Here is a 24,255-nt window from a genome sequence, read left to right on the forward strand (position 1 = left end):
GCCGTGGACTTTTAGAGGGTTGGCTGGGTGGAACGTGGGCGCTGCAGCACCAGAAGGCTGATAACGACACCCACGACACCGAAATTGTAACCGGCAAGCGCCAGAAGCAGCGACATCAGGGGCACGGCCGTGGAAGAAAGTGCAATCGCCACGCCATAGGCACCGATAATCATCATGCAGATGAAAACGATGCTGAAAACCGAACGCAACGCAACTGCGGTTACGCCGAGCACTGTGGCGGTAAGAAAAATCATGATGCCGCCTCCTCTTTGGTTGCCGGGCCTGGGACAGACGTAACGCTGTCTTCCCTAACGAACCCTTGTTTTCTCCTCCAATCCCCATTTTCCTAACTCGTTAGTTGAGGATATGGTTTCATCGCCGTTAAAATGGGCCGGGCCGGTGCCGGCATTTCCGAATCGACGGGTTTTGGTTACAAACGGGCATGAGCGATATCTTCTCCCACGCAGCATTGAGCAATCTTGCCGAGTTCTCGGTGTCCGAACTGTCGGGTTCCATCAAGCGCACGGTGGAGACGGCTTTCGAGCAGGTGCGGGTGCGCGGCGAGATTTCCGGCTATCGTGGGCCGCATTCTTCAGGGCACGCCTATTTCTCGCTGAAGGACGACCGCGCCCGTATCGATGCGGTGATCTGGAAAGGCACGTTCTCGCGGCTGAAGTTCCGCCCGGAAGAAGGCATGGAGGTCATCGCCACCGGCAAGGTCACCACCTTTCCCGGCTCCTCGAAATACCAGATCGTCATAGAAAGCCTCGAACCGGCAGGTGCCGGCGCGCTGATGGCGTTGCTCGAAGATCGCCGTCGACGTCTGGCGGCGGAAGGGTTGTTTGATGCGGAACGCAAGCGTCGCCTGCCGTTCATGCCGCGCGTCATTGGGGTCGTGACCTCGCCGACGGGCGCAGTCATCCGCGATATTCTTCACCGCATCTCGGATCGCTTTCCCGTGCATGTCGTCGTCTGGCCGGTCAAGGTGCAGGGCGAAGGTTCGGGCGAGGAAGTGGCGAACGCCATTCGCGGCTTCAATGCGCTTCAACCCGGTAGTGAAATTGCACGGCCGGATGTACTGATCGTCGCCCGTGGCGGCGGCAGTCTGGAAGACCTCTGGAGTTTCAACGACGAAATCGTCGTGCGTGCCGCTGCCGAGAGCAAAATCCCGCTGATTTCCGCCGTGGGGCATGAGACCGATACGACCTTGATCGATTATGCCGCCGATGTTCGCGCGCCGACGCCGACGGGGGCCGCCGAAATGGCTGTGCCGGTGCGGGCCGAGCTGGAAGCGCAGCTTTCCGGCCTTGCCGCGCGCCTTTCCGGCTCGGTATCGCGGCAGATGGACAATCGCCGTCAGGGCGTGCGGGCGCTGGTGCGGGCGCTGCCCTCGCTCGATCAGCTTCTCGCTTTGCCGCGCCGCCGGTTTGATGAGGCCGCGAGCGGTCTCGGGCGGGGACTGGAATTGACCACGCTGAACAAACGCCGCGCCTTCGAACGTTCAGCCTCGGGTCTCAGGCCGGAAACCCTGCTGAACGGTCTCAAACAGCACAGGCAGCGGATTACCGAGCGCATGCATCGGGCCGAGACCCTGGTTGAGCGCCGCCTGCTGCAGGGAAAAGGCCGTGTCGATGCCTTTGATTCTTCGCTGCGTTCGCTTCCCGCCCGGCTACTCGGCCAGCTGGAGCGGCAGAAGGAACGCATTGTCACTGCTGCACGCCGCGCCGATACAGCCGTGCTGCACCGCATGACGCAGAACCGCGCGGGCCTTGCCTCCCATGACCGCATTCTGCAATCGCTGTCGTATAAGAACGTGCTGAAGCGCGGTTATGCCGTCATCCGCGATGAGGAGAACCGGCCGCTGACCCGTGCTGCCGCCATCGCGTCTGGTGCTGCGGTATCGATGGAATTTGCCGATGGCCGCGTTTCTGCCATCACAACCGGAGAGGGGACGCCGCCCTCGGATACGTCAGCCGCGCCAAAAAAGAAGCCGGCAAAACCGGCTTCTTCTGGCCCGACGGATCAAGGCAATCTGTTCTGATCAGATCGACGCCGCATCCGAAAAGCGGCGGCTGACGGTGAAGGTCTTTTCGATATCGGGATGCAGCTCCATGCCAAGGCCGGGACCTGGCGGCACGGTGATCATGCCGTTTTTCACTTCCGGCAATGCGGTGACGAGATCGCGATACCAGGTCTTGTAGAAGGCGCGCACGCTTTCCTGCACCAGCGCATTCGGCGCATTAAGCGACAGATGCGTTGAGGCGCAGAGCACCACCGGGCCGGTGCAATCATGCGGCGCGACCGGCAGATGCCAGGCTTCTGCCATCGAAGCGATCTTGCGCGCTTCGGAAAGCCCACCGCACCAGCTGATGTCAAGCATCACCACGCCGGCAGCACCGGTTTCCAGGAGATCGCGGAAGGCCCAGCGGGAACCGAGCGTCTCGGATGCGGAAATAGGTGCTGGCGAAACGGCGGCATAACGGGTCAGGCTGGAAAGGCTGTCCATCTTGATCGGGTCTTCATGCCAGAAGGTCTGGTAGGGGGTGAGCGCCTTGGCGATCTGCATCGCGGGCAGAAGCTGCCACATGGAGTGAAACTCCACCATGATATCCATTTTGTCGCCCACCGCCTTGCGGATTTTTTCGAAAGGCTCGAGCGCGCTTTTCAGGTCCGGCATCGAAATATATTGGCCACGCGTCTTTTCCGCCGCCGCATCGAAGGGCCAGATCTTCATGGCCGTGATGCCGTCTTCGAGCAACGAGTGGGCCAGCTCGTCGGCCCGGTGCAGGAAGCCGTTCAGATCGTCATAATCCTTGCCGCCGGACAGGCCATAATTGGCTGTCTGCTGGCCGGTGGCCTTCTTGATATATTCGGTGCCCGCACAAGTGTTGTAGGTGCGGATTTCCTTGCGGCTGAAACCACCGAGAAGCTGGGCGATCGGCTGGTTGGTGGCCTTGCCGAAAATATCCCACAGCGCGATATCGAAAGCGGAATTGCCCCGTACCTCCGCTCCCGAAGAGCGGAAACCGAGATAACCGACGAGGTCCTGCGCCAGAAGATCAATCTGCAGCGGATCGCGGCCGATCACGCGGGGTGCGATATATTCGTGCACATAGGTTTCCACCGTCTCGGCGCCATAGAAGGTTTCGCCAAGCCCGGTAATGCCCTCATCCGTATGGACCAGAACCCAGAGCAAGTTTGCCCGTTCCGCCACGCGGACGGTCTCAAGTTTCGTAATTTTCATGAAGTGTCTCCTCCAGAGGCAAGTCGTGTTCCGTCTGGAACTGTGTTGAAAAAAATCAGGCGATGCCGGCCGCCAGAAGCGCGTGCACGCTTTCATCGAAATGCCGCGCCATCAGCGTTGAGGCCGTTTGCGGGTCTCCTGCGGCAATGGCCTGTCCGATGGCGATGTGAAGTTCACCTGCGGCATGGCGCTGCGCGTCGGATGTGCGGCTTTTCCAGCCGATCGGCCATGTCTGGCGCGTCACATTCTGGAAGGCGCCGAGAATAAGTTCGAAAACCGGGTTTTTCGACGCTCTGGCAACGGCGAGGTGGAAGGCAAGATCGTGTTCCATGACCTTGTCGTTGTCGCCGAAATCCCGCTCCATATTGTTGGCATGGTCGAGAATGGTGAGCGCTTCCGCATCCGTTCGCCGCAGCGCTGCCAAAGTTACGGTTCTAACTTCGATCGTACGGCGCACATCGTAGATCTGCTGGATGTTGATCTGTTCGGTGTGAATGCCATGTTCAAACATCAATGACATCGCACCATGATCCAGTGTCGCCACCGTGGCGCGCTTGCCGGCGCTGACATCGATCAGCCGCATGGCGGACAGAGACCTGAAGGCCTCGCGAACGACGGTACGGGAGACGCCGAGCTGCTGTGAGAGCGAAAGCTCGCTGGGGAGTTTCGCGCCGGGGGCAAGTTCGTTTTCCCTGATGTGGCGGGTGATCGCGCCGATCGTGCTGCTGACGAGACCGGTTTCGTGGGAAATGGCGTTATACATTTTTCCTCCAACCTGTAGTACAGGTTTATGGAAAATTGCTTACAGGATTTTCTGGGGCGAAACAAGCGCCATCACGCGGCCATTGCGTGTTTGCCAGGCCCGGAAAACCTATTCTTCGAAATCTCGCAAAAACCGTTTCAGCAGTTGGTTCAGCGTCGCACGCTCTTCTTCGCTGAGGCCGGCAACCAGGCGGTGCTGGTTTTCGACGTGAGCGCCGGCCGCTTCCTCGACAATGGCAAACCCCCGCTCCGTCAACGATATCAGGACGCTGCGCCGGTCATTCGGGTTGTGTATGCGCTCCACCAGCCCCGCTTTTTCAAGCTGGTCGATGCGGTTGGTCATGGTGCCGGAGCTTACCATCGCCATGGCAAGCAGATCGCCGGGGGAGAGCTGGTAGGGCGAACCGGAGCGCCGCAATGTCGCCAGAACATCGAAAGCGGAGGAGGAAAGCCCATGCTTCAGCAGCACCGCCTCCACCTCTCGACCGAGATGGGTGGTGAGACGGTTCAAGCGCCCGAGGAGCCCCATGGGGCCGACGTCGAGATCGGGCCGCTCCCTGTGCCATTGCGCCAGAATGTGATCGACGCGGTCAAACGGTTCTTTGCTCATCCCCAAGGCATAACAACTGGTATCTTGACGTCAAGATAAAATCAGCTAGATTGCATTTATCTTGATATAGAGATTCTTGAAATGAAGAAAAATACGACCTATGCCGCCGATGTGCTGGTGACCGCCCTTGCCCCGGCCATCTGGGGAACCACCTATTTCGTCACGACGGAACTTTTACCGCAGGGATATCCCCTGCATGTCGCCATGCTGCGCGCATTGCCGGCCGGCCTGCTCCTGCTGCTTTTCGTGAGAAAGCTGCCGCAGGGCATCTGGTGGCCGCGCAGCTTCATTCTGGGGGCGCTGAATTTCTCGTTCTTCTGGGCGATGCTTTTCGTTTCAGCCTATCGGCTGCCGGGTGGCGTGGCGGCAACGGTGGGCGCGGTCCAGCCCCTGATCGTGATTGGCCTCTCCCGGCTGTTTCTCGCAGCACCGGTTCGGCCGCTGGCCATCGCGGCCGGTTTTCTGGGTATTGTCGGTGTCGCTCTTCTGGTTCTGGCGCCGGGTGCTGCGCTGGATGGTATCGGGGTGGCAGCAGGTCTTGCCGGTGCCGTATCCATGGCTTTCGGAACGGTGCTGACCCGCAAATGGCGGCCGCCGGTGTCGAACCTCACATTTACCGCCTGGCAACTGACGGCGGGCGGTATCCTGCTGCTGCCGGTTGCCTATTTCCTGGAACCGGCCCTGCCGACACCGACAGCGGCCAATATTCTCGGCATGGCCTATCTGGGTCTTATCGGCGCCGCCTTGACCTATTTTCTGTGGTTCCGCGGGCTGACCCGTATCGAACCTCCCGCCGCCGCATCGCTCGGTTTTCTAAGCCCGGTCGTTGCAACCCTGCTCGGCTGGCTGGCGCTTGGCCAAAGCCTCACGCCAGCACAGATCGCAGGTTTCGTCGCGGTGCTTTTCAGCATCTGGCTCAGTCAGCGCAGTCAGTTGCCGAGATAGGTCCCGTCAGGCCCATTCGCCCTTTCGCATCACCGGAACCGTGGAGCCATCCGGCTTCACGCCATCAATGTCCACCTTGTCGGAGCCGATCATCCAGTCGATGTGGATCAGGCTGGAATTGCCGCCCTGCGCCGTGATCTGCTCCTGCGACAGCGAGGCGCCGTCAAGGAAGCATTTTGAATAGCACTGGCCGAGCGCGATGTGGCACGAGGCATTTTCATCGAACAGCGTGTTGTAGAACAGGATGCCGCTTGCCGAAATCGGTGAGGAATGCGGCACCAGCGCCACTTCGCCCAGACGCCGCGCGCCCTCATCGGTGTCGAGCACCTTGTTCAATACAGCTTCGCCCTTGGAAGCCTTGGCTTCGACGATACGGCCCGCCTCGAACTTCACCTGGATATCGTCGATCAGCGTTCCCTGATGCGAGAGCGGCTTGGTGCTGGAGACGTAACCATCCACGCGCAGCGCATGTGGTGTGGTGAACACTTCTTCAGTCGGGATATTCGGGTTGCAGGCCACACCATTCTTGGCGGTGGAGGCGCCGCCATGCCATTCGTGACCGTCCGCGAGGCCTATCTTCACATCCGTGCCGGGGCCGGTGAAATGCAGCGAAGCGAAACGTTCGCCGTTCAGCCATGCCGAGCGCTTGGCGAGATTGGCATTATGCTGCGCCCACGCCGCGACCGGATCGGCCAGATCCACCCGCGAGGCGGCGAAGATGGCGTCGGCAAGCCTGCGGACCGCTTCGTCTTCCGTCACATCAGGAAAGACCTGCTTTGCCCAAGACGGGTTGGGATAGGAGATGATGTTCCAGTTGATGTCGAAATTGGAAATCTTCTCCAGCGCCGGCTTGTATGCCGTGGAGTTGGCCTTGTTGGCGCGGGCAACCTTGGCCGGGTCCTGTTCGGCCAGCAGCATGGGGTTGTCGCCGGCAATCGCCAGCCGCGCTGCGCCATTGGCATAAGCCTTTGCCATGCCCTCATAAAGCCAGCCGGAAGCCCGGTCGAAATTGGCGTCACTGGCATGGCGATAGCGCGCAAGCGTGGTTTCTTCATCGGAATAAAAGGTGGTGACCAGTCCGCCACCCGCCAGATAGGCGTGTTTGGTCAAAAATCGCACCAGCGGCAGGGCTGCCAGCGGCGCTGTAATCACCAGATCCTGGTCCTTCTGCAATTGCAGGCCGACCTTGATGGCGACTTCGGCCAGTTTTTCGAGTTTGACGGGATCGATGGGAGAAACGGTCATGATCTGCCTTCGTCTATTTCAATCGGAGGCGCCGACCATAGCCCATTCCTCCCGAAAGCCAAATGCTTTCAGGCATGCCCTCCGGCGCTTCAATCGGCGACCAGCGGTGCGGCAATGGCCTCCAGCGCCATTTGGGCATCGCGGGGCGAAAGCCTCACTTGCAAGCCACGCTGCCCGCCATTCATGTAGACATAATCATGCGTCATCGCCCCGGCCTCGATGGCCGTCGGCACCTGTTTTTTCTGCCCGAAAGGGCTGATGCCGCCGACATGGTAACCGGTGGCGCGCTCCGCATCGGCAGGCTTCATCATGCTGGCGGATTTACCTCCGAAGGCGGCGGCCAGCTTTTTCATGCTGACCTCACGATCCGAAGGGACGACGACGCAGACCGGCTTGCCATCCAGTTCCGCCATCAGCGTTTTCAGCACCAGATGCGGTGGCTCACCGATCGCCTCGGCCGCCTGCAGACCGATGCGGTCTGCATTCGGATCGTAATCATAGGTGACAGTGGTGAAGGCAACGCCTGCCTTGGTCAGCATCTGGGTGGCGCGTGTTGTTTTGGACATGACAGGTTGCAGTCACGCAAAAAGGGTCTGGTAGGTTTCAGGCTTGAAACCGACAGTTATCTTGCCCTTCGCCTCCAGCACCGGACGCTTGATCATGGAGGGCTGCTCCAGCATCAGCGCGATAGCCTTCTCACGGTTCAGATCGGTCTTCTGGCCGTCGTCGAGTTTTTTGAAGGTCGTACCGGCGCGGTTGAGAACCGTTTCCCAGCCCGCGGCATCGCACCATGTTTCCAGATGGGCGCGGTCGATGCCCGACGCCTTGTAGTCATGGAAAGAATAGTCGACGCCATGGGTCTCCAGCCAGCTTCTGGCCTTCTTCATCGTGTCGCAGTTCTTGATGCCGTAAATGGTGATCGTCATGCTGCCAGCCTCTTTGTCTTCAAGCTCTCCGGCATAACAAAATATCCGCCTTATTCAACCCGCCCGCTGAATTGCCCCTGCGCATTTGCCCCGTCTTGATGCTAAGTCATGCAAAATCGCAATGGCTGATATCCGAACGAGCGCGAGCAAAGCTGCATGGCTTCCCTGCTACATCATGAGTTGTAGAACGGGGCCGAAATGCCCATTATCTGGGCATCAAAGATGGAGAGAAAAATGCGTCAGGTTGCAAAGACATCGCGTAACTTCTTCGGTGAAACTTTCGCCGTTCTCGGTGCAGCGCTCTCGGTTTCGGCCGCTGTTCGCGCACATCGCAAGCCCGCCCGTGCCGATCTCGAAGCTCTCGGTATCGACGGTAAGGCTTTCGACAAGGTACAGCTCTAAGCTGGCCATTATCCGTTGCGAGGCGATACCGCCTCGCTTGCGCTCAGGATCGACAACCGGATCGGTTTTCGACGGGCGCGGTGGATACGCGGATGGCGCGAAAAGCGCCCCGGCTTCGCAAAACAAGGTTCCGTATAGCTTTCAACAGCGGATGCGGAAACGACTATCGGCGTGGGAAGTGCTATGCCACTTCGGGTGCATCTTACCGCATCGCCACCCTTTGCATCGGCCGTTTCGAAGGTCCGATCACTTTCCCCGGCAAATGTAACTGGCTTTCAGGCCGCTCATAACGGTCTGCTTTCGGCGAAAGTGCGAAGCGCTCGAGCAATTCATGCCGCGTTTCGCCATTGTGACTGAACACAAGTTCGAAGTTCCCCGCCAGCCAGCTATATGGTGTCTCAACCTGCATCAGCTCGATTTTCCCGCAGCCGTAGATCATGGTGAGATGCGGTGTAAAAGACGATGCGGCGACATAGGGCAGGTTTGCTCGCCTAAGGGAGCGCTGCACCATCTTCGCCAGAGCCTTAAGCTCCTGCATCTCGCTGCCACTGCGTAGCACCAGACTGTTGCGATTGCCGAAGAGCGACGATCCATAGAATGTGATCGGAACGGGCCGCGCCTTGATTTCCCCGAGCGTCGCCTTCAGCCGATGTACCAGCCCGTGAGGCACGGTCTCAAAACATCCGACACAGAGCAGGGTTATATGCAGAAGCTCCGGCGGATAGGCCTCACGCTTCGTCCGCCCCGCAGCATGGCACGACGCATCGGCAAAAATTCGTTCCGCCAAGGCTGCCGGCGGTTTCACCATGATCAGGAGCTTGCTGCTTAATCGCGGATTGAAACGCCGTATTTTCTCCGACTCCCACCCTTCGAAGCAAAGCTGCTTTGAGCCTCCTTCCTCTGCCAACTCGAAACTCATGACGATGCTCCATGGCCTTTGCCAGGGCCGCGATATTACCATCACCGGTTAAAATTGAAAGAACAAAAAGAGAACATTAGCTTTGCGACGTTCACCAGATACCGGGAAACAGCCGATAGCGCCTTTGACGGGCATATTCAGAATAACCGGGCAATTCGGCCTGCAGCAGGCGGTCTTCCAAGCCGGTACGGATGATTAGCAGCACGATGGCCAAAGCCGCGGGGAGCAGGGCTATCCAGGAACTCAATGCGAGCGGTATGCCAGTGAACATGCCGATTGCGGCCGTGTAACCGGGGTGGCGCACGATACGGTATGGGCCCGACGTGACCACCCGCTGCCCGCGCTCGCTTTGGATGCGGACCCCGGGCTCGAAGAACGGATTGACGGCCTGGGCCCAGGCCGTAACCGCAATACCGCCGACAAGCAGGATGTAGCCGAGCAGCACGACCCACAACGGCACGGCAGACCACTCCATCCGGCCGGCATCGAATGCCGCAACCGGGATTTCAGCAAAAAAAGCCAAAAGGATCACGGAGACCAGAATCAGGTCCCATTTCTTGGTGCCCGGCTGGAACCGGCTGCGCGCGCGGAAAATGACCGGGTTCACACGCGCCAATACCAGCGCGGAAAGGGCAAAAGAAACGACGACGACCACGACGAAAATCCAGCCCGGGCACCAGTTGATCCTGCCCGCAGGCAGAAAAACCAAGGCCATCAGGCCCAGCGGCAAACTGATGGCGTACAGGATCGCGGCGGCGCGTGACATAGGCTTCGGATCGGCATCGGATGTCATCGATGGGCTTCCTTCTATTGTCCTCGATAGGACGAACGGCAGCCTGTCCTGGTGGACTGATTACACCCCTTAAAGCGGTGCGGGGCCGGCGGTACTCTGCGAAAGACGGTCGAATACTGGCAAAAAAGCGCAGAAAGTCAAACGCATAAGCGGTCTCGGGTCTAGCCGACCGCGCGACAGCTGCTTGCGGACCGGAATAGGCGATCACTGTTTGGTGGTTCATTTTTTAGTCGCTTTCGGCAGTCGGTACGTCCAGTAATATCGGCCCCGCGCACATCTGGTTTCCGGCGGGATTCCGTCAGCAGCCATAAGGCAAACGGCTTCGGGTTGACATTCTACCTACTAGTTGGTAGGTAATTACTATGAAAAATCCACAAACCAAAGCGGATGAAATTCTTCGTTGCGCACGCTCCCTGATCATAAAGGGCGGCTACAACAGTTTCAGCTATGCCGATATTTCCGCTGTGGTCGGTATTCGCAATGCGAGCATTCACCACCATTTTCCCAGCAAGACCGATCTGGTCCAAAAACTGGTTGCGCAATACAGGCAGGAGGCGGAAGCCGGTATCGCCGAACTGGAGCGAAACGTTTCCGACCCGCTCGAACAGCTTCGCGCCTATATCGGCTATTGGGAGGGCTGTATCGCTGAGGCCACTCATCCCTTCTGCGTCTGCGCTTTGCTCGCCAGTGAAATTCCGGTTCTGCCTGAAGCAGTCGCTCTTGAAGTGCGCGCGCATTTTCGAAGTCTCTCGGACTGGCTCACCACCGTTCTGGAACGCGGCGTTGCCCAGGGGCGCATCGCGCTGAGCGGAACTGCCAGAGCCAATGCTGAAATCTTCATGGCCACCGTGCACGGCGCGATGCTTTCCGCCCGTGCCCACGGTAATGCGACGACTTTTGGTGCAATAACCCGCCCCCTGCTGGAGCGCATGACCGCTTAAAATCGGAGCCTCGCGGGGAACGTGAAGGCGTGGCCCGGGCGGCATGCCACCGAAACAACAGACAGCATTAAGCTGGCAGATTTGTCGATGACAGTCTGCTTCCTGGACCACCCCGTCCTTTTGGACAAGAAAGGCAATCTCTCATGTTCGGAATTTCTCCGCTTGGCTGGATCCATACACTTGGAAGCCTGCCGGCCATTCCCGCCGCCATTTACATGTTTGCCCGCTACGGTCGAATCGTTCCGCGATCAGCGCTGGGCACCCTCTATCTTGTCTCCATGCTGATTGGAGCTGCGACGGTCTTCCTCGTCGCGCATCAGCCGATCAGCTATGGCGTTGGCGTCCTGACCATCCTTTTCCTGCTTGCAGGTTACGGCATCGAACGCGTTCTTGGTTCAACGCGCCTGGCCAGATATATTGAAACCATCTGTCTCAGCATCACTGCGTTTCTTTTGATGGTCCCGACGGCCAGCGAAATCCTGCGTCGTGTTCCGGACGGTCACCCTCTGGTTACGGACCTGAAATCACCGCTGCTTCTCGGTGTTCAGGCAGGGTTGCTGGCGATCCTCGTGGTCGGCCTGGCCGCCCAGATGATCTATCTCACACGACAAAACAGAAACGCCGCGAACTAGTCGCGGCGTCATCGTTTAAACTGCCTTCGACATGGCGGCGTTGCGGTAGCAACGCCACTGTGTCGATTATAGTCCTATTCCCACTCGATCGTGCCGGGCGGTTTGCTCGTCACGTCATAGACAACGCGATTGATGCCCCGCACTTCGTTGATGATGCGGGTTGCCGCGCGGCCGAGGAAATTCATGTCGTAGGGATAGAAATCCGCCGTCATGCCGTCTACCGAGGTCACGGCGCGCAGCGCGCAGACGAAGTCATAGGTGCGGTAATCGCCCATGACGCCGACGGTCTGCACCGGCAGCAGCACGGCAAAAGCCTGCCAGATGGTGTCGTAGAGACCAGCCTTGCGGATTTCATCGAGATAGATCGCATCGGCCTTGCGCAGAATATCGAGCTTCTCGCGGGTAATCGCGCCGGGGCAACGGATCGCCAGACCAGGACCTGGGAAGGGGTGGCGGCCGATGAAGCTGTCCGGCAGGCCGAGTTCACGGCCAAGCGCACGTACTTCGTCCTTGAAAAGTTCACGCAGCGGCTCCACGAGCTGCATGTTCATGCGCTCGGGAAGACCGCCGACATTGTGGTGGCTCTTGATGGTGACAGAGGGGCCGCCGGAGAAGGAGACGCTCTCGATGACGTCAGGGTAAAGCGTGCCCTGTGCGAGGAAATTCGGAGCACCCTTGCCGTCGGCGGCGATCTTGGCCGCTTCGGCCTCGAAGACTTCGATAAACAGGCGGCCGATGGTCTTGCGCTTCGCTTCCGGATCGGAAACGCCCGAGAGTTCGCCGAGGAACAGATCGGCGGCGTCAACATGAACAAGCGGAATATTGTAATGGTCGCGGAACATGCCGACCACCTGCTCGCTTTCACCAAGCCGCATCAGGCCATGGTCGACGTAAACGCAGGTGAGCTGGTCGCCGATCGCCTCATGGATGAGAATAGCCGCAACCGAGGAATCGACGCCGCCAGAGAGTGCGCAGAGCACGCGGCCGGTGCCGACCTGCTCGCGGATCTTGCGGATCATCTCGGCGCGATAAGCCGCCATCGTCCAGTCGGATTTAAGCCCGACGATCTTGTGCACGAAGTTGGAGAGCAGCTTGCCGCCGTCAGGGGTATGCACCACTTCAGGGTGGAACATGGTGGAGTAGTAGTGACGGGTCTCGTCCGCGGCGATGGCGAAAGGCGCGTTCTCGGAGGTTGCGATGACCTCGAAACCTTCCGGCAGCTTCGTTACACGGTCGCCATGGCTCATCCAGACGGGATAGCTCTTGCCCTGTTCCCAGAAGCCTTCAAAAAGCGGGCTTGCCTTCTTGATGTCGATATCGGCCCGGCCGAATTCCGCCGCATGGCCGCCCTCGACAACGCCGCCGAGCTGCGTGCAGAGCGTCTGCTGGCCGTAGCAGATGCCGAGGATCGGAACCTTGCTGTCAAACACCGCCTGCGGCGCGCGCGGGCTTCCTTCCGCCGTCACGGATGCGGGGCCGCCGGAGAAGATCACGCCCTTGGGCTGAAGCTTCTCAAACGCCTCTGCGGCATTCTGAAACGGATGGATTTCGCAATAGACCCCGGCTTCGCGGATGCGGCGCGCAATCAGCTGCGTCACCTGGCTGCCGAAATCGATGATGAGAATGCTGTCGGGATGGGCTATCTGGGTCATGGCGAGCCTTTAAAGAAAATGGCGGCTTTAGGCAACCCGGAAGCGGGTGTCAAACAGCGGAAATTTGCGAAAATCGCAAGGTTTCAAAGGGCGATCGTACCGTCTTCAATGGCGCGGCAAAGCCCGTCGACGGCCTCCGCCAGCTTTTCGTCGATGATGTGCAGATATTCCGTCCAGTCATCCACATGGTTCACATCCGCCTTGCCATCGGAAATACCACGCAGACCGGCGAGCGGTACGCCGAAGCGCTGGCAGGCACGGAGCACGGCGTAGGTTTCCATTTCCACCATGTCGGCGTTGATCGCCCCATAGGCCGCACCGGAAACCACGTTGGCGCCGGTGGAAAGACGTGCCTCGGCAATGCCGGGTATGAGGAAAGGCAATGGCACATCGGCCGGCAGGTCAAGAAAGGGCGTGCGACCCTTTTCGAAACCGAAGGCGGAGGCGTCCATATCGCGATACGAAACCGAAATCGCCTGATAGACGCCCGTTTGGTCCAGAGTGCGTGAACCGGCAGAGCCGAGAGAAACGACGAGGTCGGGCAAATGGTCTGCCGCATCGAGACCGGCAAGAACGGCCGTTACCGAAATCGCAGCCTCGACCGGGCCGACGCCGGTCATCAGCGGCGCAATGCGGGCCTGTAGATGGGGGCCGTATTCGGCGGAAGCCGCCATGACGAAGAGGACGGATTTATCCGCAACATGCAAAAGCCGGTAGCTCATCCGGTAATATCCTCGCGACCCTTCACCACCATCATCGTGCCGGTCATGGAGGCGATCAGCTTTGCCGGCCCGTCCGAAAGCGCATAAGCGCGGCCATCGGCGACGATCAGGTTGTTTCCGGGCTTGATGATTTCGCCACGAAACAGGAAACGCTCACCGCGCCCGGGCGACATGAGGTTGACCTTGAACTCGATGGTCAGCAGTGAGGCCTCAGGCTCGATGATCGTATAGGCCGCATAGGTACAGGCCGTATCCAGACCGGCGGCGATGACGCCCGCATGTAATATGCCGTGCTGCTGCGTCAGCTTTTCATGAAAAGGCAGTTCGATTTCCACCAGCCGGTGTTCGATACGGGTGATCTCGGCGTTGATCGCCTGCACCACGCCCTGACGCGCAAAGCTGCTTTCTATCCGCTGACGAAAATCGCCGGGATCCGTGATCTCCATGGCTTACCTGCCTGCCTTCTGCCCTGTCGCAGACTGACATGGCGCGTGGCGGCGGGCAAGGCAAGGGCTTGCAGCCGAATTAGTTCAGCATGCTGATGCTTGCGTTGAGCGCCGTGGCAAAGGCGACCCACAGCGCATAGGGCATAAAAAGCCACATCGATATGCGGTCACGGCGGTAGGTCAGCGCCATGAAGGCGATGATGCAGATCAGCATGGGGATGATGATGACGAGTGCGCCTGCCGGGCTCTGCATGCCGAAAAAGATCGGCGACCACAGGAAATTCAGTATCATCTGCGTGAACCAGAGGCGCATACGCGTCCCCATCGGCTTCCTGATCCATGTGCGGGCGCCGGCAATGCCGATCAGCACGTAAAGCGCCGTCCAGACCGGCCCGAAAATCCAGTTGGGTGGATTGAAGAATGGTTTCTGCAGCGATTGATACCATTCGCCCGGCACATTGTTGACGCCGATCAGCGCTCCAACGGCAACAACTGCAACTACGAAAACAATATACACGGTAAGGTTTTTCATGACGCATCCAATGCGCCGACCATGCTTTTGTTCCCGTGCCTTTTCAGTATTTTAGCTGGAGAGACGCACGATATGCTGGTCCCATGCCACGTCGCTGCGCACGGTCTCGAAAAATCCGTCATAGGAAGAAACAGCAATGCCGTTCGCGGCAGGGGCGACGCCCGCGGCTTCCCGCACCGTCGTCTCGGATAAAACGCGCCCGGTTTTCGCATCCAGGGTCACGGCGGCGTTGCCGTTGGGCGATGTCAGGCCCACCAGCCCATCGCGCCGGTTGACGGCGATGGCCCCGACATAATTGGCAAGGCGCATCGTCGTTTCCTGGGGCAAATCCAGGAGGGACACATCCTCACCCTTCGAGAAATGACCGACAAGCGGCGGAAGGTCGTTGCGCGGTCCCTCATATTGGCAGGCAAACCAGATGCGCCCGTCATCGCCGAGATCCACATGGCGGGTGGAAAGCTGCCGCAGACGATCCGGCATTGCGTGTTTCTGAATCAACTGACCGGTCGCCGTATCGAGAAGCACAAGAGAGGGCTGCATATTGTCGATATTCAGCTTGGTTCGTCCGAAATCCGGATGGGTCTCGATGCCGCCATTGGCGATCACCATCAGCCGTCCGCCATCGCTCACCGTCATGTCATGCGTGCCGATGCCATGCGCGTCATATTCGCCGATGCGGGCAAAGCCGTTGCGGGCGTCATAGAGCCCGATGACGCCACGATTGCCGTCGAAGTCGTTTTCGCTGGCATAAAGGATTGCGCCATCGGGTGAGAATCGCCCGTGGCCATAGAAGTGGCGGTTCTCCGGCGTGTGCATCACGATCGGCTCGTGGCGCCGCGCGGGGTCGAAGGCCATGAAGAAGGTGCCGGGTCGGCGCGCAAAGGCCACCGTCATGCCGGTCGCGTGGCTCGTCGCCATTCCGTGGGCGCGGGCGGGAAGCGTGACGCGGTCGATGATCTCGCCGCGCTCGCTGATGGTCGCGATGCCGTAGGAGCCGTCACGGGCGCGAAAGGCTGAAGCGAAGACGGCGTCGGCGCGTTCCAGCGCATGCAGCGAGCCGGGGGCAAGCGTGGCGAGGAAGGGAATGCCCGCCGCCTTGATGAAGCTTCGCCGGTCCATCAGCATCGGCTTTTTGCCTGAGATCATCGGCTCAGTCTCCGTCGGCGAAGGAAAAGCCGGAGCTGAGGCCGATTGCGCCGCCATATTGATCGTTCAGGCGGTAGATCAGGTCTTTGCCGTTGAGCAGCAGATAATCCACCTTGGCGCGCTGATCGTCCTGATCCAGCGCCTTTTGCACATCCGTATCGATGGTTCCGGCAACGCGGATCATCGATTTGGCGATGAAATCGATGGAGTTGACGATGGAGCGCTGGTCGGGCGGCACGAGTTCGACCATATCGGCCGTGTGCAGCAGGGTCTGAACCGCCTTGATGTTGGCTGAAATACTCTTCCAAGTCAGGCCGGAGCGCCAGTAAATGGCGGTACGGGGAAATCTTGCCTTGTCCGGCCCCTTGTAGAAGGTTTCGATCCGCTGGTCGCGGATAGCCTCGGAGCCGTGGACGAGAATGCCGAGCAGGGCAACAAGCGCCTCGCGCTCGTCACGAAAGACGGGGTTGTCCGTACCGGGCTCAGTCCAGTTCTTCTGCGCGCCATCAGGCGTATTCCAGCTGTCGGAAAGTTCCGCCGCCACATTGGCGATATTGCCGGCGATGGCGGCGCCATAACGGCAGCGGAAATCACCCTTCCTGTCGAGCAGCTCTTCCGCTCCGGTTCCGTGAAGTACGAATTCGAGAGCGCCGAGCCCCTGCGCCGCAACGCTCTTGCCGCTCAGGCCTTCGGCACTGGTGACGCTTTCATCTTTTTCGGCGAGATAACGCTGTACCTGTTTCAGGCCCAGACTCTTCTTGTCGGGGTAATAAAGCACGCGTTCGAAACGGTTCTTCTCGATGACAGGGCCGACACGCACGATCTCGATGGTCGACCAGCTCGAGACAGTATCGGCAAAAGCCGCCCGCGCTGCCGTCTCCGTCGTTTGGGACGGAGCGGCGCAAAACGCTTTCATACGGTCTTCCAGCGTCTCCGCCGATTGCCGGAAGTGGTCATAGCCGGGACGGATGAAACCGTTCACAGCCTTTTCCATGACACCCCGCACCTGCATGGGGTCAAGCGGCGGTGGCGGCATCAGTTCCACGTCCTGTGCCTTTGCCGGCTGATTGGCCAGAAGCAGCAGCACGGAAAAGAGGCCTGAGATTTTTCGCATGGCATTGTTCATCAAAGGGACTCCAGAAAGGCCAGCAAAGCCTGCCGGTCGGATTTTTGCAAGGCGGCAAAGGCGTCGCGCGCTTTCTGCGCTTCGCCGCCGTGCCACAATATCGCTTCCGACAGGCTGCGCGCCCGGCCGTCGTGCAGGTAAAAACCGTTGCCATTGACCTTTTGTGTCAGGCCGATGCCCCAGAGCGGTTGGGTACGCCACTGCCGCCCGCTTGCTTCACCCACCTGCTGGCCGTCGGCAAGCTCTTCGCCCATGTCATGCAGCAGAAAATCGGAATAGGGCCAGATCAGCTGGAAAGAATGCATGGGGTCGGCGGCATCGCGTCGGGTGACGAATTTCGGGGTATGGCAGGCGGTACAGCCTGAGGCATAGAAAAGCTGCTTCCCCTGCAGAACCACCCGATCATCGACATTGCGGCGGCGCGGTACGGCGAGGTTTTCGGTGTAGAAGGTCACGAGATCGAGAACCGGGTCGGGCGCTTCTACCGGCCCGAGCCTGGGCTGCACGCCGGTCGGCATGGCCAGACAGTCATTCTGGGCTTCAGTGCAATCGCCATAGGCGTTCGGCGCATCCGGCGTGGAAATGCCGATATCATGGGAGAAGGCGCTGGCGCTCTGGTCGCGCACGCTCGCATTCTGCGCTTTCCAGCCAAACCGTCCGAGTTTTATCTCGCCAGTGCGATGATCCTTGACCCATGCCGGACGCCCGGCAATGCCGTCGCCATTGTTGTCGTCTGGGTCGGCGTTGGCCAGAATATCGGCCTCGGCAATGGCCTCGATCAGGCCAAGCCCAAGGGTAGGCATGGCAATGCGCGCTGAAAGCGTCGTGTCGGCGCCAAGCGGGCCATATTGCAGATTAGCCACGGCATAGTCGGGCTTGCGCAACATCACCACCTCGTCGCCCGGTAGCTGCACTGGCTTTTCCGTATAGGTGATGAGCGGTTTGCCTTCGGCGGCGAGGCCGGGAATGGCCAGGTTCTGAAGCTGCCGGCCATAGGTCTCGTCGGGAAAATTCAAGACCTGGTGGCTGGCAATGGCTTGTCGTTCGGCTTCATTGCGGGCCGGTCGCGCCAGCCGCAGGAAGAGGGAGACGGCGTCTTCTCCGGCAAGGGGCGGTCGACCCCTGCCATCCTTCACATGGCAGGTCTGGCAGGAACGGGCATTAAAAAGCGGCCCCAGACCGTCCGAGGCCTGTGTGGAGGAGGGAGAAGAGACCCAGAGCTTCTGGAACAGCGCGTTGCCAAGCTTGAAATCCTGTTTCCGCTCCAGCGGCATTGTGGCGGAAGGATGTGAAAACGCGCCGCTGTCGGGTTTGCCGGTACTGGTCGTTGCTCCGCCGGACATAGCCTCGAAAGGTTCCGGCCTGGTAAAATCCGTCGTTGGGGTGGTCACGGCCAGCACGCGGCCTCGATCTGTCTCCGTCAGATCGCTACGCAGCGGTTCGGCAAGCGCCATCGACGCCACAAGGCAGGCTGCCCCGGTTAAGAAGAACGGCTTAGGGGTCGGCGGCAGCAAAAATTGCATGACAACAGGGGCGATGGGGAGCAACGGGCCGCAGCAATCTGCGGCCCGCTTTGCCGCTTATTTGAAGACGGCGTTCGGATTGTCGAGGCTCTCGGAGCCTTCAAGCTCGATCTTGCCGAGATCGAGCGCCGCTATGACGCGTTCGACAGTCTTCGTCTGGTCGAGAAGGCCATCGATGGCCGTCTGAACCACGGCGTTGCCTTCCTTGTTGCCTTCGCCGATCATCTGGTCATAGGCCTCAACGGTCTGGGCGCGCTTTTCCATCGCGTGCATGGCGTCGAGTGTCTTGTTCAGCTTCGCCAGCATCTCGTCGTTCAGTGCCTTGTCCTTGGCGCCGACCAGTTCAGACAGCGAGGCGCCCGTCATCTTCGTCCCGTCCACGCGGGTATAGTCGCCGGTATAGGCCGACGCGATGCCGATGGCGTCGTAAAGATGCGAATTATAGGTGTTGTCGGAGAAGCAATCATGCTCCTCTTCTGGATCATGCAGCAAAAGGCCGAGCTTCATGCGTTCGCCGGCCAGCTCACCATAGGAGAGTGAGCCCATGCCGGTGAGAATGGCGGTCAGGCCCGCTTTCGGATCGGCTTCCACTGTCTTCGTGGCTTCGCCTTCCGGCGCCCAGGCATCCACCATCTCCTGAAGATCCTTGATCAGCAGGGTCGAGGCGGATTTCAGGTAATCGGCCCTGCGGTCGCAATTACCGTTCGTGCATTTCGCCTTGTCATAATCGGTATAGGGGCGGTTGCCCGCGCCCGGTCCGGTGCCGTTCAGGTCCTGACCCCAAAGCAGGAACTCGATGGCATGGTAACCGGTCGTCACATTGGCTTCGACGTCGCCCGCCTCGTGCAGGCTTTCGATCAGCTCGGGGGTGATCTTGGAGGCGTCGACCTCTTCACCGCTGATCTTGATCTTCGGATTCGCGATAATGTTGGCAACGTAGAGTTCGTTCTCGTCGCTTTCGGTGCCATAGGAACCGTCGACGTAATCGATCAGACCTTCATCCAGCGGCCAGGCATTCACCTTGCCTTCCCAATCATCGACGATCGGGTTGCCGAAACGATAGACTTCCGACTGCTGATAGGGAACACGGGCCCTGATCCATGCCTCCCGCGCGGCTTTCAGGGTTTCTTCGCTCGGCGTTGCGATCAGCGCATCGATGGCCTTGTCCAGCGCCTTCGCCGTGGTCAGCGAATCCTCATATTTGGCATGCGCGACATCGGCATAATGCTTGACGACAGCGGCGGCGTCGGTCGCGGCGCGGGCGGGAAGCGCAGTGAAGGCCGCCGAGGCGGCCAGAAGCGCGAAGGACGCGCTGAGAATGGTTTTGCGGATCATGATCCCTCTCCTTCGGCAGGCGTGAAATGACTTCAGGCTGCGGCAAGCGAGTTCTGACCCAATCACAAACTTGTGTCAAACATTCTAGTTTAGAATGCTTTGAAACAAGATCGAGGGCTGTTTTTCAAGTAAAATCAGTGCTTGCAAAGATGGCGTTATGCTTTGCGTTTCATCAAGCAGAAGAAGAAGCCATCCGTATCTGTGGTTGCAGGCGTCAGCGTCACTGTCTTGCCGTCGGAAGAATGCGGCTTATTCGCATTGTCGCCAAAAATCGTCTGCCAGCGCTGCAACGCGGAGCCAATGGAGAATTCCGTATTTTCCTCGCAGAAACGTCTGACCTGCTGTTCGTTTTCTTCGGGCAGAACCGAGCAGGTAACATAAAGCAGCTCACCGCCCGGGCGCACGAAAACCTTGGCCTGCGAAAGCGCTTCGCCCTGCTGCTGCACGCGCTCTTCCAGATTGCGCGCCGTCAGCCGCCATTTGGTGTCGGGGCGACGCCGCCAGGTGCCGGTGCCGGTGCAGGGTGCATCCACCAGAACGCGGTCGAATTTTTCATGGAAGGGGACAAGTCCCGCAGCGCGGTCATGCACCTGCACATTGCGCGTGCCGGCCCGCTTCAGCCGCTCGATGATCGGCGCGAGCCGCTTGCGGTCGGCATCGAAGGCGTGGACCTGGCCCTTATTGTTCATGCTGGCGGCCATGGCCAGCGTCTTGCCGCCGCCGCCGGCGCAATAATCGAGGATCTGTTCGCCCTCATGGGCGCCGGCAAGATCGGCGACGATCTGCGATCCCTCGTCCTGCACTTCGAACCAGCCCTTCTGGAAGGACAGTTCGGCCGTCACATTCGGCAGGCGGGAAGGGCCTTCGCCAGCGGGGATGCGCACGCCCTGGCGGGCGATATGTGTGGCTTCCGCACCGCTTTCTTCCAGCGCCTTCAGCACCTTGTCGCGTGTCGCTTTCAAGGTGTTGGCGCGCAGATCAAGCGTGGGCCGCTCGTTCAGCGCCTGCGCCTCGGCGAGCCAGCGCTCTCCGAAGGCCGTTTCGAGGGAAGATTGCACCCATTCTGGAATATCGCCCTGAATATGGGCCGGTGCGTCACCGAGAGAACGGGAGAGAAAGGCCTGCTGCCTTTGTTCATCCGGTGCGGCGGGGGCGAATTTGTCGCCGTCGAATTCCGCCGAAAGGTCCGAAAAGCTCTTGCCCCATTGGCGCAGCAGCACGGCATAACCAAGCGAGGCGGCGCTGTCGTCATCCATCAGCCAGGCGTGCGACAGTTTCATGCGCAGCGCGTCATAGACGATGTTGCCGATTGCGGCCCTGTCGCCGGAACCGGCAAAACGATGGGCAAGGCCCCAATCTTTCAGAGCATCGGCGACGGGACGCCTGCGTCCCTCAATATCCGCCAATACTTCGATTGCTCCGGCCAAACGCCCGCCTAAACGCATTGTCTACCTCGTTCTTCTGATAAGCCCGGTTGGTAGACGCGAATGGCGGCGAGGGCAAGGCTCAATCGGCCTTGACGATCTCGTAGCAAACCTTGGCGGTGCCGGAGTTGATCATGCCGATGTTCTTGGCGGCCGCCTTGGAAAGATCGAGAACGCGACCCTTGATGAACGGCCCGCGGTCGTTGATGCGCACCACAACGGCCTTGCCATTGCGGGCATTGGTCACCTTGACCTTGGTGCCGAACCGCAGCGAGCGGTGGGCGGCGGTCAGGTTGGCGGCGTTCATGCGCTCGCCAGAAGCAGTCTTGGAGGTCAACGCATACCACGATGCGCCTCCACAACCATTTGCCGCATTCGCCTGAAGAGGCGCAATGATGGAACAGGCGGCGATAGTTGCAGCGGTGAAAGCTATACGACGGATATTCAACAAACTGTGCTTCCCTGAAAATCGGCCCCGCGCCGATTGATTGTGCCCTTGCTAAACGGCCATGAACTGGCCTGAACGCCTTTTGATGCGAGATTGTAGGGCGAGGGAAAAATGGCGAAAAAAAGCTGATCTCAAATCACGAACTGTTACAGTCTGTAATATTCGTGATCGTTAGCCGGAAAGGCGTCGCCTGGCCATCCCTGTCACAATTCGGAAAAAATAATGCAGAATCAACGCTCAATGGAAATGTTGTTGCAAGTCACGGCTTCGTGAATCCACTTCACGAAATGTGAGTGAAATATTTTTCTAATGACTACGATTTTAGTGATTTTTGGATGGTTAATAAAGTCCTAATTAGCTGAAATAAGACGAAAACCATCCGCAAAAGCCGGATTGGAAGGATTTTTCATCGCTTTCGATGGGACCATTCTCAGCCTCGCCAGAGGCCGTTTTCCCACAATTGTTTCAGGGAGAGTCTGTACTCCGGAAAGCGGAAATCGAAGCCAAGATCGCGTATTCTGGCGTTCGAAACGCGCTTGTTCTCGCCATAGAAAGAGCGCGCCATCGGCGTCAGATCGGCGGTTTCAAAAGCCTGCTCGGGCGGCGGTTCCACGCCCATCAGCGTCGCTGCGAAGCTCACCACATCCTGCGGCGGGCAGGGTTCATCATCTGTCACGTTGAAGATACCGCGTTCGTTTTTTCGTGCCAGAAAGGCAAGTGCGGCACCGATATCCTCGACGCGGATGCGATTGAACACCTGGTCCTTCTTCACAAGCCGCCGCGCAGTTCCCTTCTCGAAATTCATGAAGGCATTACGTCCCGGGCCATAAATTCCGGACAGGCGCAGGATGGAAAGCGGCACATTCGCCTTTTGGGCTGCTTCAGTCCAGGCAGCCTCAGCGGCTACCCGTTCCACGGAGCGCGCGGAAACAGGGCGGCAGGGTGTCGTCTCGTCCACCCAGGCGCCGTGATGGTCGCCATAAACGCCGACGGTGGAAAGGTAAGCGACCCATTTCAGATTGGGCAGGAACTTTTTCAGATCGCCACGCAGAAGCGCAAGCAACGGATCGCCATCCTTGCCCGGCGCGACGGATTGTACGAGATGCGTCACATTGCCCATGGCGGCGATGAGCTCGTCATTGAGGTCCCCGTCAAAGAGGAACGGCGTCATGCCCGCTGCGGCGAGGCTTGCGAACTTGTCTTTGCTGCGTGTGGTGCCGGAAAGGTGTGCGGCCTTGGGTTTCAGCGCGTTTGCTATGGCCTTGCCCGAATATCCCGCGCCAAAAATCATCACATGCATGGTTCACGCCTCTGCCAGTTGCCATTCCATTTCCGCCTCCGGATCAGGCTCCGGGGCGCGACCGGCAGAGTATGTACGGAATTCGTCCCTGTCCATAAGCCGTGACAAAGCCCATGCGGCCATGCCGCGCACCTCGGGCGAAGGGTCAGTTTCCGCAAGCGCCTTGCATTGTTCCACGAATTGCCGGTCTGCGGAGTTTCCCGCCGCGATCAGCACATTGCGGATGAAGCGATTGCGGCCGATGCGCTTGACCGGTGAGCCGCTGAAGAAACTGCGAAACGCAGCGTCATCGAGCGTGAGCAGGAAGGCGATGGAAGGTTCCTTCAGATCCTCGCGCGCCTGCAGTTTCATCTCGGAGGCGCTGGCCGCAAATTTGTTCCAGGGACAGGCGGCAAGGCAATCGTCGCAGCCATAGATGCGGTTGCCGATCATCGGCCGGAACTCGTGCGGGATCGGCCCCTTGTGCTCGATGGTGAGATAGGAGATGCAGCGGCGAGCGTCCAATTGATAGGGCGCGGGGAAGGCAGCCGTCGGACAGGCATCGAGACAGGCGCGGCAGGAACCGCAATGATCCTTTTCGGCCTCATCGAGACAGAGTTCGGCCGTGGTGAACATGCTGCCGAGAAACAGCCATGAGCCATGGGTGCGGCTTACTAGGTTTGTGTGCTTGCCCTGCCAGCCGAGACCGGCTGCGGCGGCGAGCGGCTTTTCCATCACAGGCGCGGTATCGACAAAGACCTTCACATCCTCGCCGGCGCGCGCGGCAAAACGGGTTGCGATCTCCTTCAACCGCCCCTTGATGATGTCGTGATAATCGCGGTTGCGGGCATAGACCGAAATGGCGGCCTTGTCCGGTTTGGAAAGCAGGTCGCGCGGATCTTCTTCCGGGCCGTAGTTCAGTCCGAACATGACGATGGAGCGCACGTCGCCCCACAGCGTTTTCGGTTCGGCACGCCGGGCTTCCGTTTCCTCCATCCACGCCATCGTGCCGTGATAGCCGTTGTCGAGAAACTGTCTCAGCCGTTCCGGCGCGAGCGGAATGCTGTCTGGGGCGGTGATGCGACAGAGATCGAAGCCGAGCGAAAGCGCTTCCTGACGAACGAAGTCCGTCAGTTTGTGCGCGCGTATCCGCTGCTTTTCGCTCGCGACGTCGATGGTCGTTTCTCCTGCGGGCTATTCTGC

At 59.5% G+C, this 24,255-nt stretch carries 26 protein-coding genes; 5 read left to right on the forward strand and 21 right to left on the reverse strand.

Translation table 11 applies throughout. The annotated features are described in order from the left end of the window. Window positions 1–11: 11 nt before the first annotated feature. Window positions 12–254, reverse strand: a complete 243-nt coding sequence (locus tag V6S97_RS09520) for a hypothetical protein (RefSeq protein WP_003507480.1) — start codon at window positions 252–254, stop codon at window positions 12–14. 188 nt (window positions 255–442) lie between these two features. Here V6S97_RS09520 and xseA point away from each other — a divergent pair, with 188 nt between their 5' ends. Next, window positions 443–2,041 (forward strand): exodeoxyribonuclease VII large subunit, encoded by a 1,599-nt coding sequence (xseA, locus tag V6S97_RS09525; RefSeq protein WP_003507481.1) that lies wholly within the window; start codon window positions 443–445, stop codon window positions 2,039–2,041. On the opposite strand, the gene V6S97_RS09530 is transcribed toward xseA, so the two are convergent. The 3 genes from V6S97_RS09530 to V6S97_RS09540 form a co-directional block, all read right to left on the reverse strand. Next, window positions 2,042–3,244: a mandelate racemase/muconate lactonizing enzyme family protein gene (locus tag V6S97_RS09530; RefSeq protein WP_060722801.1), complete on the reverse strand. Its 1,203-nt coding sequence runs from the start codon at window positions 3,242–3,244 to the stop codon at window positions 2,042–2,044. Between the two features lie 55 nt (window positions 3,245–3,299). Continuing rightward, window positions 3,300–4,007, reverse strand: coding sequence for a FadR/GntR family transcriptional regulator (locus V6S97_RS09535; protein WP_003503906.1), 708 nt, complete (start codon window positions 4,005–4,007; stop codon window positions 3,300–3,302). 108 nt (window positions 4,008–4,115) lie between these two features. Continuing rightward, entirely contained in the window at window positions 4,116–4,616 is a 501-nt protein-coding gene (locus V6S97_RS09540) for a MarR family winged helix-turn-helix transcriptional regulator (protein ID WP_003503904.1), read from the reverse strand. A gap of 81 nt (window positions 4,617–4,697) precedes the next feature. On the opposite strand from V6S97_RS09540, the gene pecM reads away from it, so the two are divergent. Continuing rightward, on the forward strand, window positions 4,698–5,561 hold the full coding sequence (gene pecM, locus V6S97_RS09545) for a 4-hydroxybenzaldehyde efflux transporter PecM (RefSeq protein ID WP_003503896.1): 864 nt from the start codon (window positions 4,698–4,700) through the stop codon (window positions 5,559–5,561). 6 nt (window positions 5,562–5,567) lie between these two features. Here pecM and V6S97_RS09550 read toward each other — a convergent pair whose 3' ends face one another. The 3 genes from V6S97_RS09550 to V6S97_RS09560 form a co-directional block, all read right to left on the reverse strand. After that, window positions 5,568–6,806: an aminopeptidase gene (locus tag V6S97_RS09550; RefSeq protein ID WP_003503894.1), complete on the reverse strand. Its 1,239-nt coding sequence runs from the start codon at window positions 6,804–6,806 to the stop codon at window positions 5,568–5,570. 89 nt (window positions 6,807–6,895) lie between these two features. Beyond that, window positions 6,896–7,372, reverse strand: a complete 477-nt coding sequence (ybaK, locus tag V6S97_RS09555; RefSeq protein WP_003503892.1) for a Cys-tRNA(Pro) deacylase — start codon at window positions 7,370–7,372, stop codon at window positions 6,896–6,898. Window positions 7,373–7,384: 12 nt separating this feature from the next. Then, on the reverse strand, window positions 7,385–7,732 hold the full coding sequence (locus V6S97_RS09560; protein WP_003503890.1) for an ArsC family reductase: 348 nt from the start codon (window positions 7,730–7,732) through the stop codon (window positions 7,385–7,387). Window positions 7,733–7,966: 234 nt separating this feature from the next. Here V6S97_RS09560 and V6S97_RS09565 point away from each other — a divergent pair, with 234 nt between their 5' ends. Further along, window positions 7,967–8,134 carry a hypothetical protein gene (locus V6S97_RS09565; protein ID WP_003503889.1) on the forward strand — a complete coding sequence of 56 codons (168 nt, stop codon included), beginning with the start codon at window positions 7,967–7,969 and terminating at the stop codon, window positions 8,132–8,134. A 202-nt stretch (window positions 8,135–8,336) separates the two neighbouring features. On the opposite strand, the gene V6S97_RS09570 is transcribed toward V6S97_RS09565, so the two are convergent. Continuing rightward, the gene (locus tag V6S97_RS09570) at window positions 8,337–9,053 is read right to left on the reverse strand and encodes a 2'-5' RNA ligase family protein (protein ID WP_003503887.1); all 717 of its coding nucleotides are present in this window, start codon (window positions 9,051–9,053) and stop codon (window positions 8,337–8,339) included. A gap of 91 nt (window positions 9,054–9,144) precedes the next feature. Further along, the gene (locus tag V6S97_RS09575) at window positions 9,145–9,846 is read right to left on the reverse strand and encodes a methyltransferase family protein (protein ID WP_112292965.1); all 702 of its coding nucleotides are present in this window, start codon (window positions 9,844–9,846) and stop codon (window positions 9,145–9,147) included. A 362-nt stretch (window positions 9,847–10,208) separates the two neighbouring features. Between V6S97_RS09575 and V6S97_RS09580 the strand changes: the two genes are divergently transcribed. Then, window positions 10,209–10,787 carry a TetR/AcrR family transcriptional regulator gene (locus V6S97_RS09580; protein WP_003503884.1) on the forward strand — a complete coding sequence of 193 codons (579 nt, stop codon included), beginning with the start codon at window positions 10,209–10,211 and terminating at the stop codon, window positions 10,785–10,787. 143 nt (window positions 10,788–10,930) lie between these two features. Beyond that, a complete protein-coding gene (locus tag V6S97_RS09585; protein ID WP_112292964.1) occupies window positions 10,931–11,419 on the forward strand; it encodes a hypothetical protein in 489 nt (162 codons plus the stop codon). A 74-nt stretch (window positions 11,420–11,493) separates the two neighbouring features. Here V6S97_RS09585 and guaA read toward each other — a convergent pair whose 3' ends face one another. The 12 genes from guaA to queG all read right to left on the reverse strand — a co-directional run bounded on the left by guaA (window position 11,494) and on the right by queG (window position 24,228). Then, on the reverse strand, window positions 11,494–13,071 hold the full coding sequence (gene guaA / locus V6S97_RS09590; protein ID WP_003503879.1) for a glutamine-hydrolyzing GMP synthase: 1,578 nt from the start codon (window positions 13,069–13,071) through the stop codon (window positions 11,494–11,496). Window positions 13,072–13,154: 83 nt separating this feature from the next. Beyond that, the gene (locus V6S97_RS09595; RefSeq protein WP_003503877.1) at window positions 13,155–13,793 is read right to left on the reverse strand and encodes a 5'-methylthioadenosine/S-adenosylhomocysteine nucleosidase; all 639 of its coding nucleotides are present in this window, start codon (window positions 13,791–13,793) and stop codon (window positions 13,155–13,157) included. After that, window positions 13,790–14,239: a PaaI family thioesterase gene (locus V6S97_RS09600; RefSeq protein ID WP_087743243.1), complete on the reverse strand. Its 450-nt coding sequence runs from the start codon at window positions 14,237–14,239 to the stop codon at window positions 13,790–13,792. The genes V6S97_RS09595 and V6S97_RS09600 overlap by 4 nt, the downstream gene beginning before the upstream one ends. A gap of 79 nt (window positions 14,240–14,318) precedes the next feature. Next, window positions 14,319–14,771, reverse strand: a complete 453-nt coding sequence (locus V6S97_RS09605; protein WP_087743245.1) for a TspO/MBR family protein — start codon at window positions 14,769–14,771, stop codon at window positions 14,319–14,321. Window positions 14,772–14,822: 51 nt separating this feature from the next. Then, complete coding sequence (locus V6S97_RS09610) at window positions 14,823–15,917, reverse strand: DUF1513 domain-containing protein (protein ID WP_060722808.1); 1,095 nt, start codon at window positions 15,915–15,917, stop codon at window positions 14,823–14,825. Between the two features lie 4 nt (window positions 15,918–15,921). Further along, window positions 15,922–17,043 (reverse strand): imelysin family protein, encoded by a 1,122-nt coding sequence (locus tag V6S97_RS09615; RefSeq protein ID WP_003503870.1) that lies wholly within the window; start codon window positions 17,041–17,043, stop codon window positions 15,922–15,924. Beyond that, window positions 17,043–18,497 carry a di-heme oxidoreductase family protein gene (locus V6S97_RS09620; RefSeq protein ID WP_003503868.1) on the reverse strand — a complete coding sequence of 485 codons (1,455 nt, stop codon included), beginning with the start codon at window positions 18,495–18,497 and terminating at the stop codon, window positions 17,043–17,045. The genes V6S97_RS09615 and V6S97_RS09620 overlap by 1 nt, the downstream gene beginning before the upstream one ends. A 126-nt stretch (window positions 18,498–18,623) precedes the next feature. Next, window positions 18,624–19,901, reverse strand: coding sequence for an imelysin family protein (locus V6S97_RS09625; protein WP_003503866.1), 1,278 nt, complete (start codon window positions 19,899–19,901; stop codon window positions 18,624–18,626). A gap of 155 nt (window positions 19,902–20,056) precedes the next feature. After that, window positions 20,057–21,346 (reverse strand): RsmB/NOP family class I SAM-dependent RNA methyltransferase, encoded by a 1,290-nt coding sequence (locus V6S97_RS09630; RefSeq protein ID WP_003503865.1) that lies wholly within the window; start codon window positions 21,344–21,346, stop codon window positions 20,057–20,059. A gap of 61 nt (window positions 21,347–21,407) precedes the next feature. Continuing rightward, window positions 21,408–21,776, reverse strand: coding sequence for a septal ring lytic transglycosylase RlpA family protein (locus tag V6S97_RS09635; RefSeq protein WP_334426670.1), 369 nt, complete (start codon window positions 21,774–21,776; stop codon window positions 21,408–21,410). Between the two features lie 427 nt (window positions 21,777–22,203). Next, on the reverse strand, window positions 22,204–23,073 hold the full coding sequence (locus V6S97_RS09640) for an SDR family oxidoreductase (RefSeq protein ID WP_334426672.1): 870 nt from the start codon (window positions 23,071–23,073) through the stop codon (window positions 22,204–22,206). Between the two features lie 3 nt (window positions 23,074–23,076). Then, entirely contained in the window at window positions 23,077–24,228 is a 1,152-nt protein-coding gene (queG, locus tag V6S97_RS09645) for a tRNA epoxyqueuosine(34) reductase QueG (RefSeq protein WP_026363808.1), read from the reverse strand. Between the last annotated feature and the right edge of the window lie 27 nt (window positions 24,229–24,255).

Source organism: Agrobacterium sp. CCNWLW155, assembly GCF_036888815.1.
GTDB classification, from domain to species: Bacteria; Pseudomonadota; Alphaproteobacteria; order Rhizobiales; family Rhizobiaceae; genus Agrobacterium; species Agrobacterium radiobacter.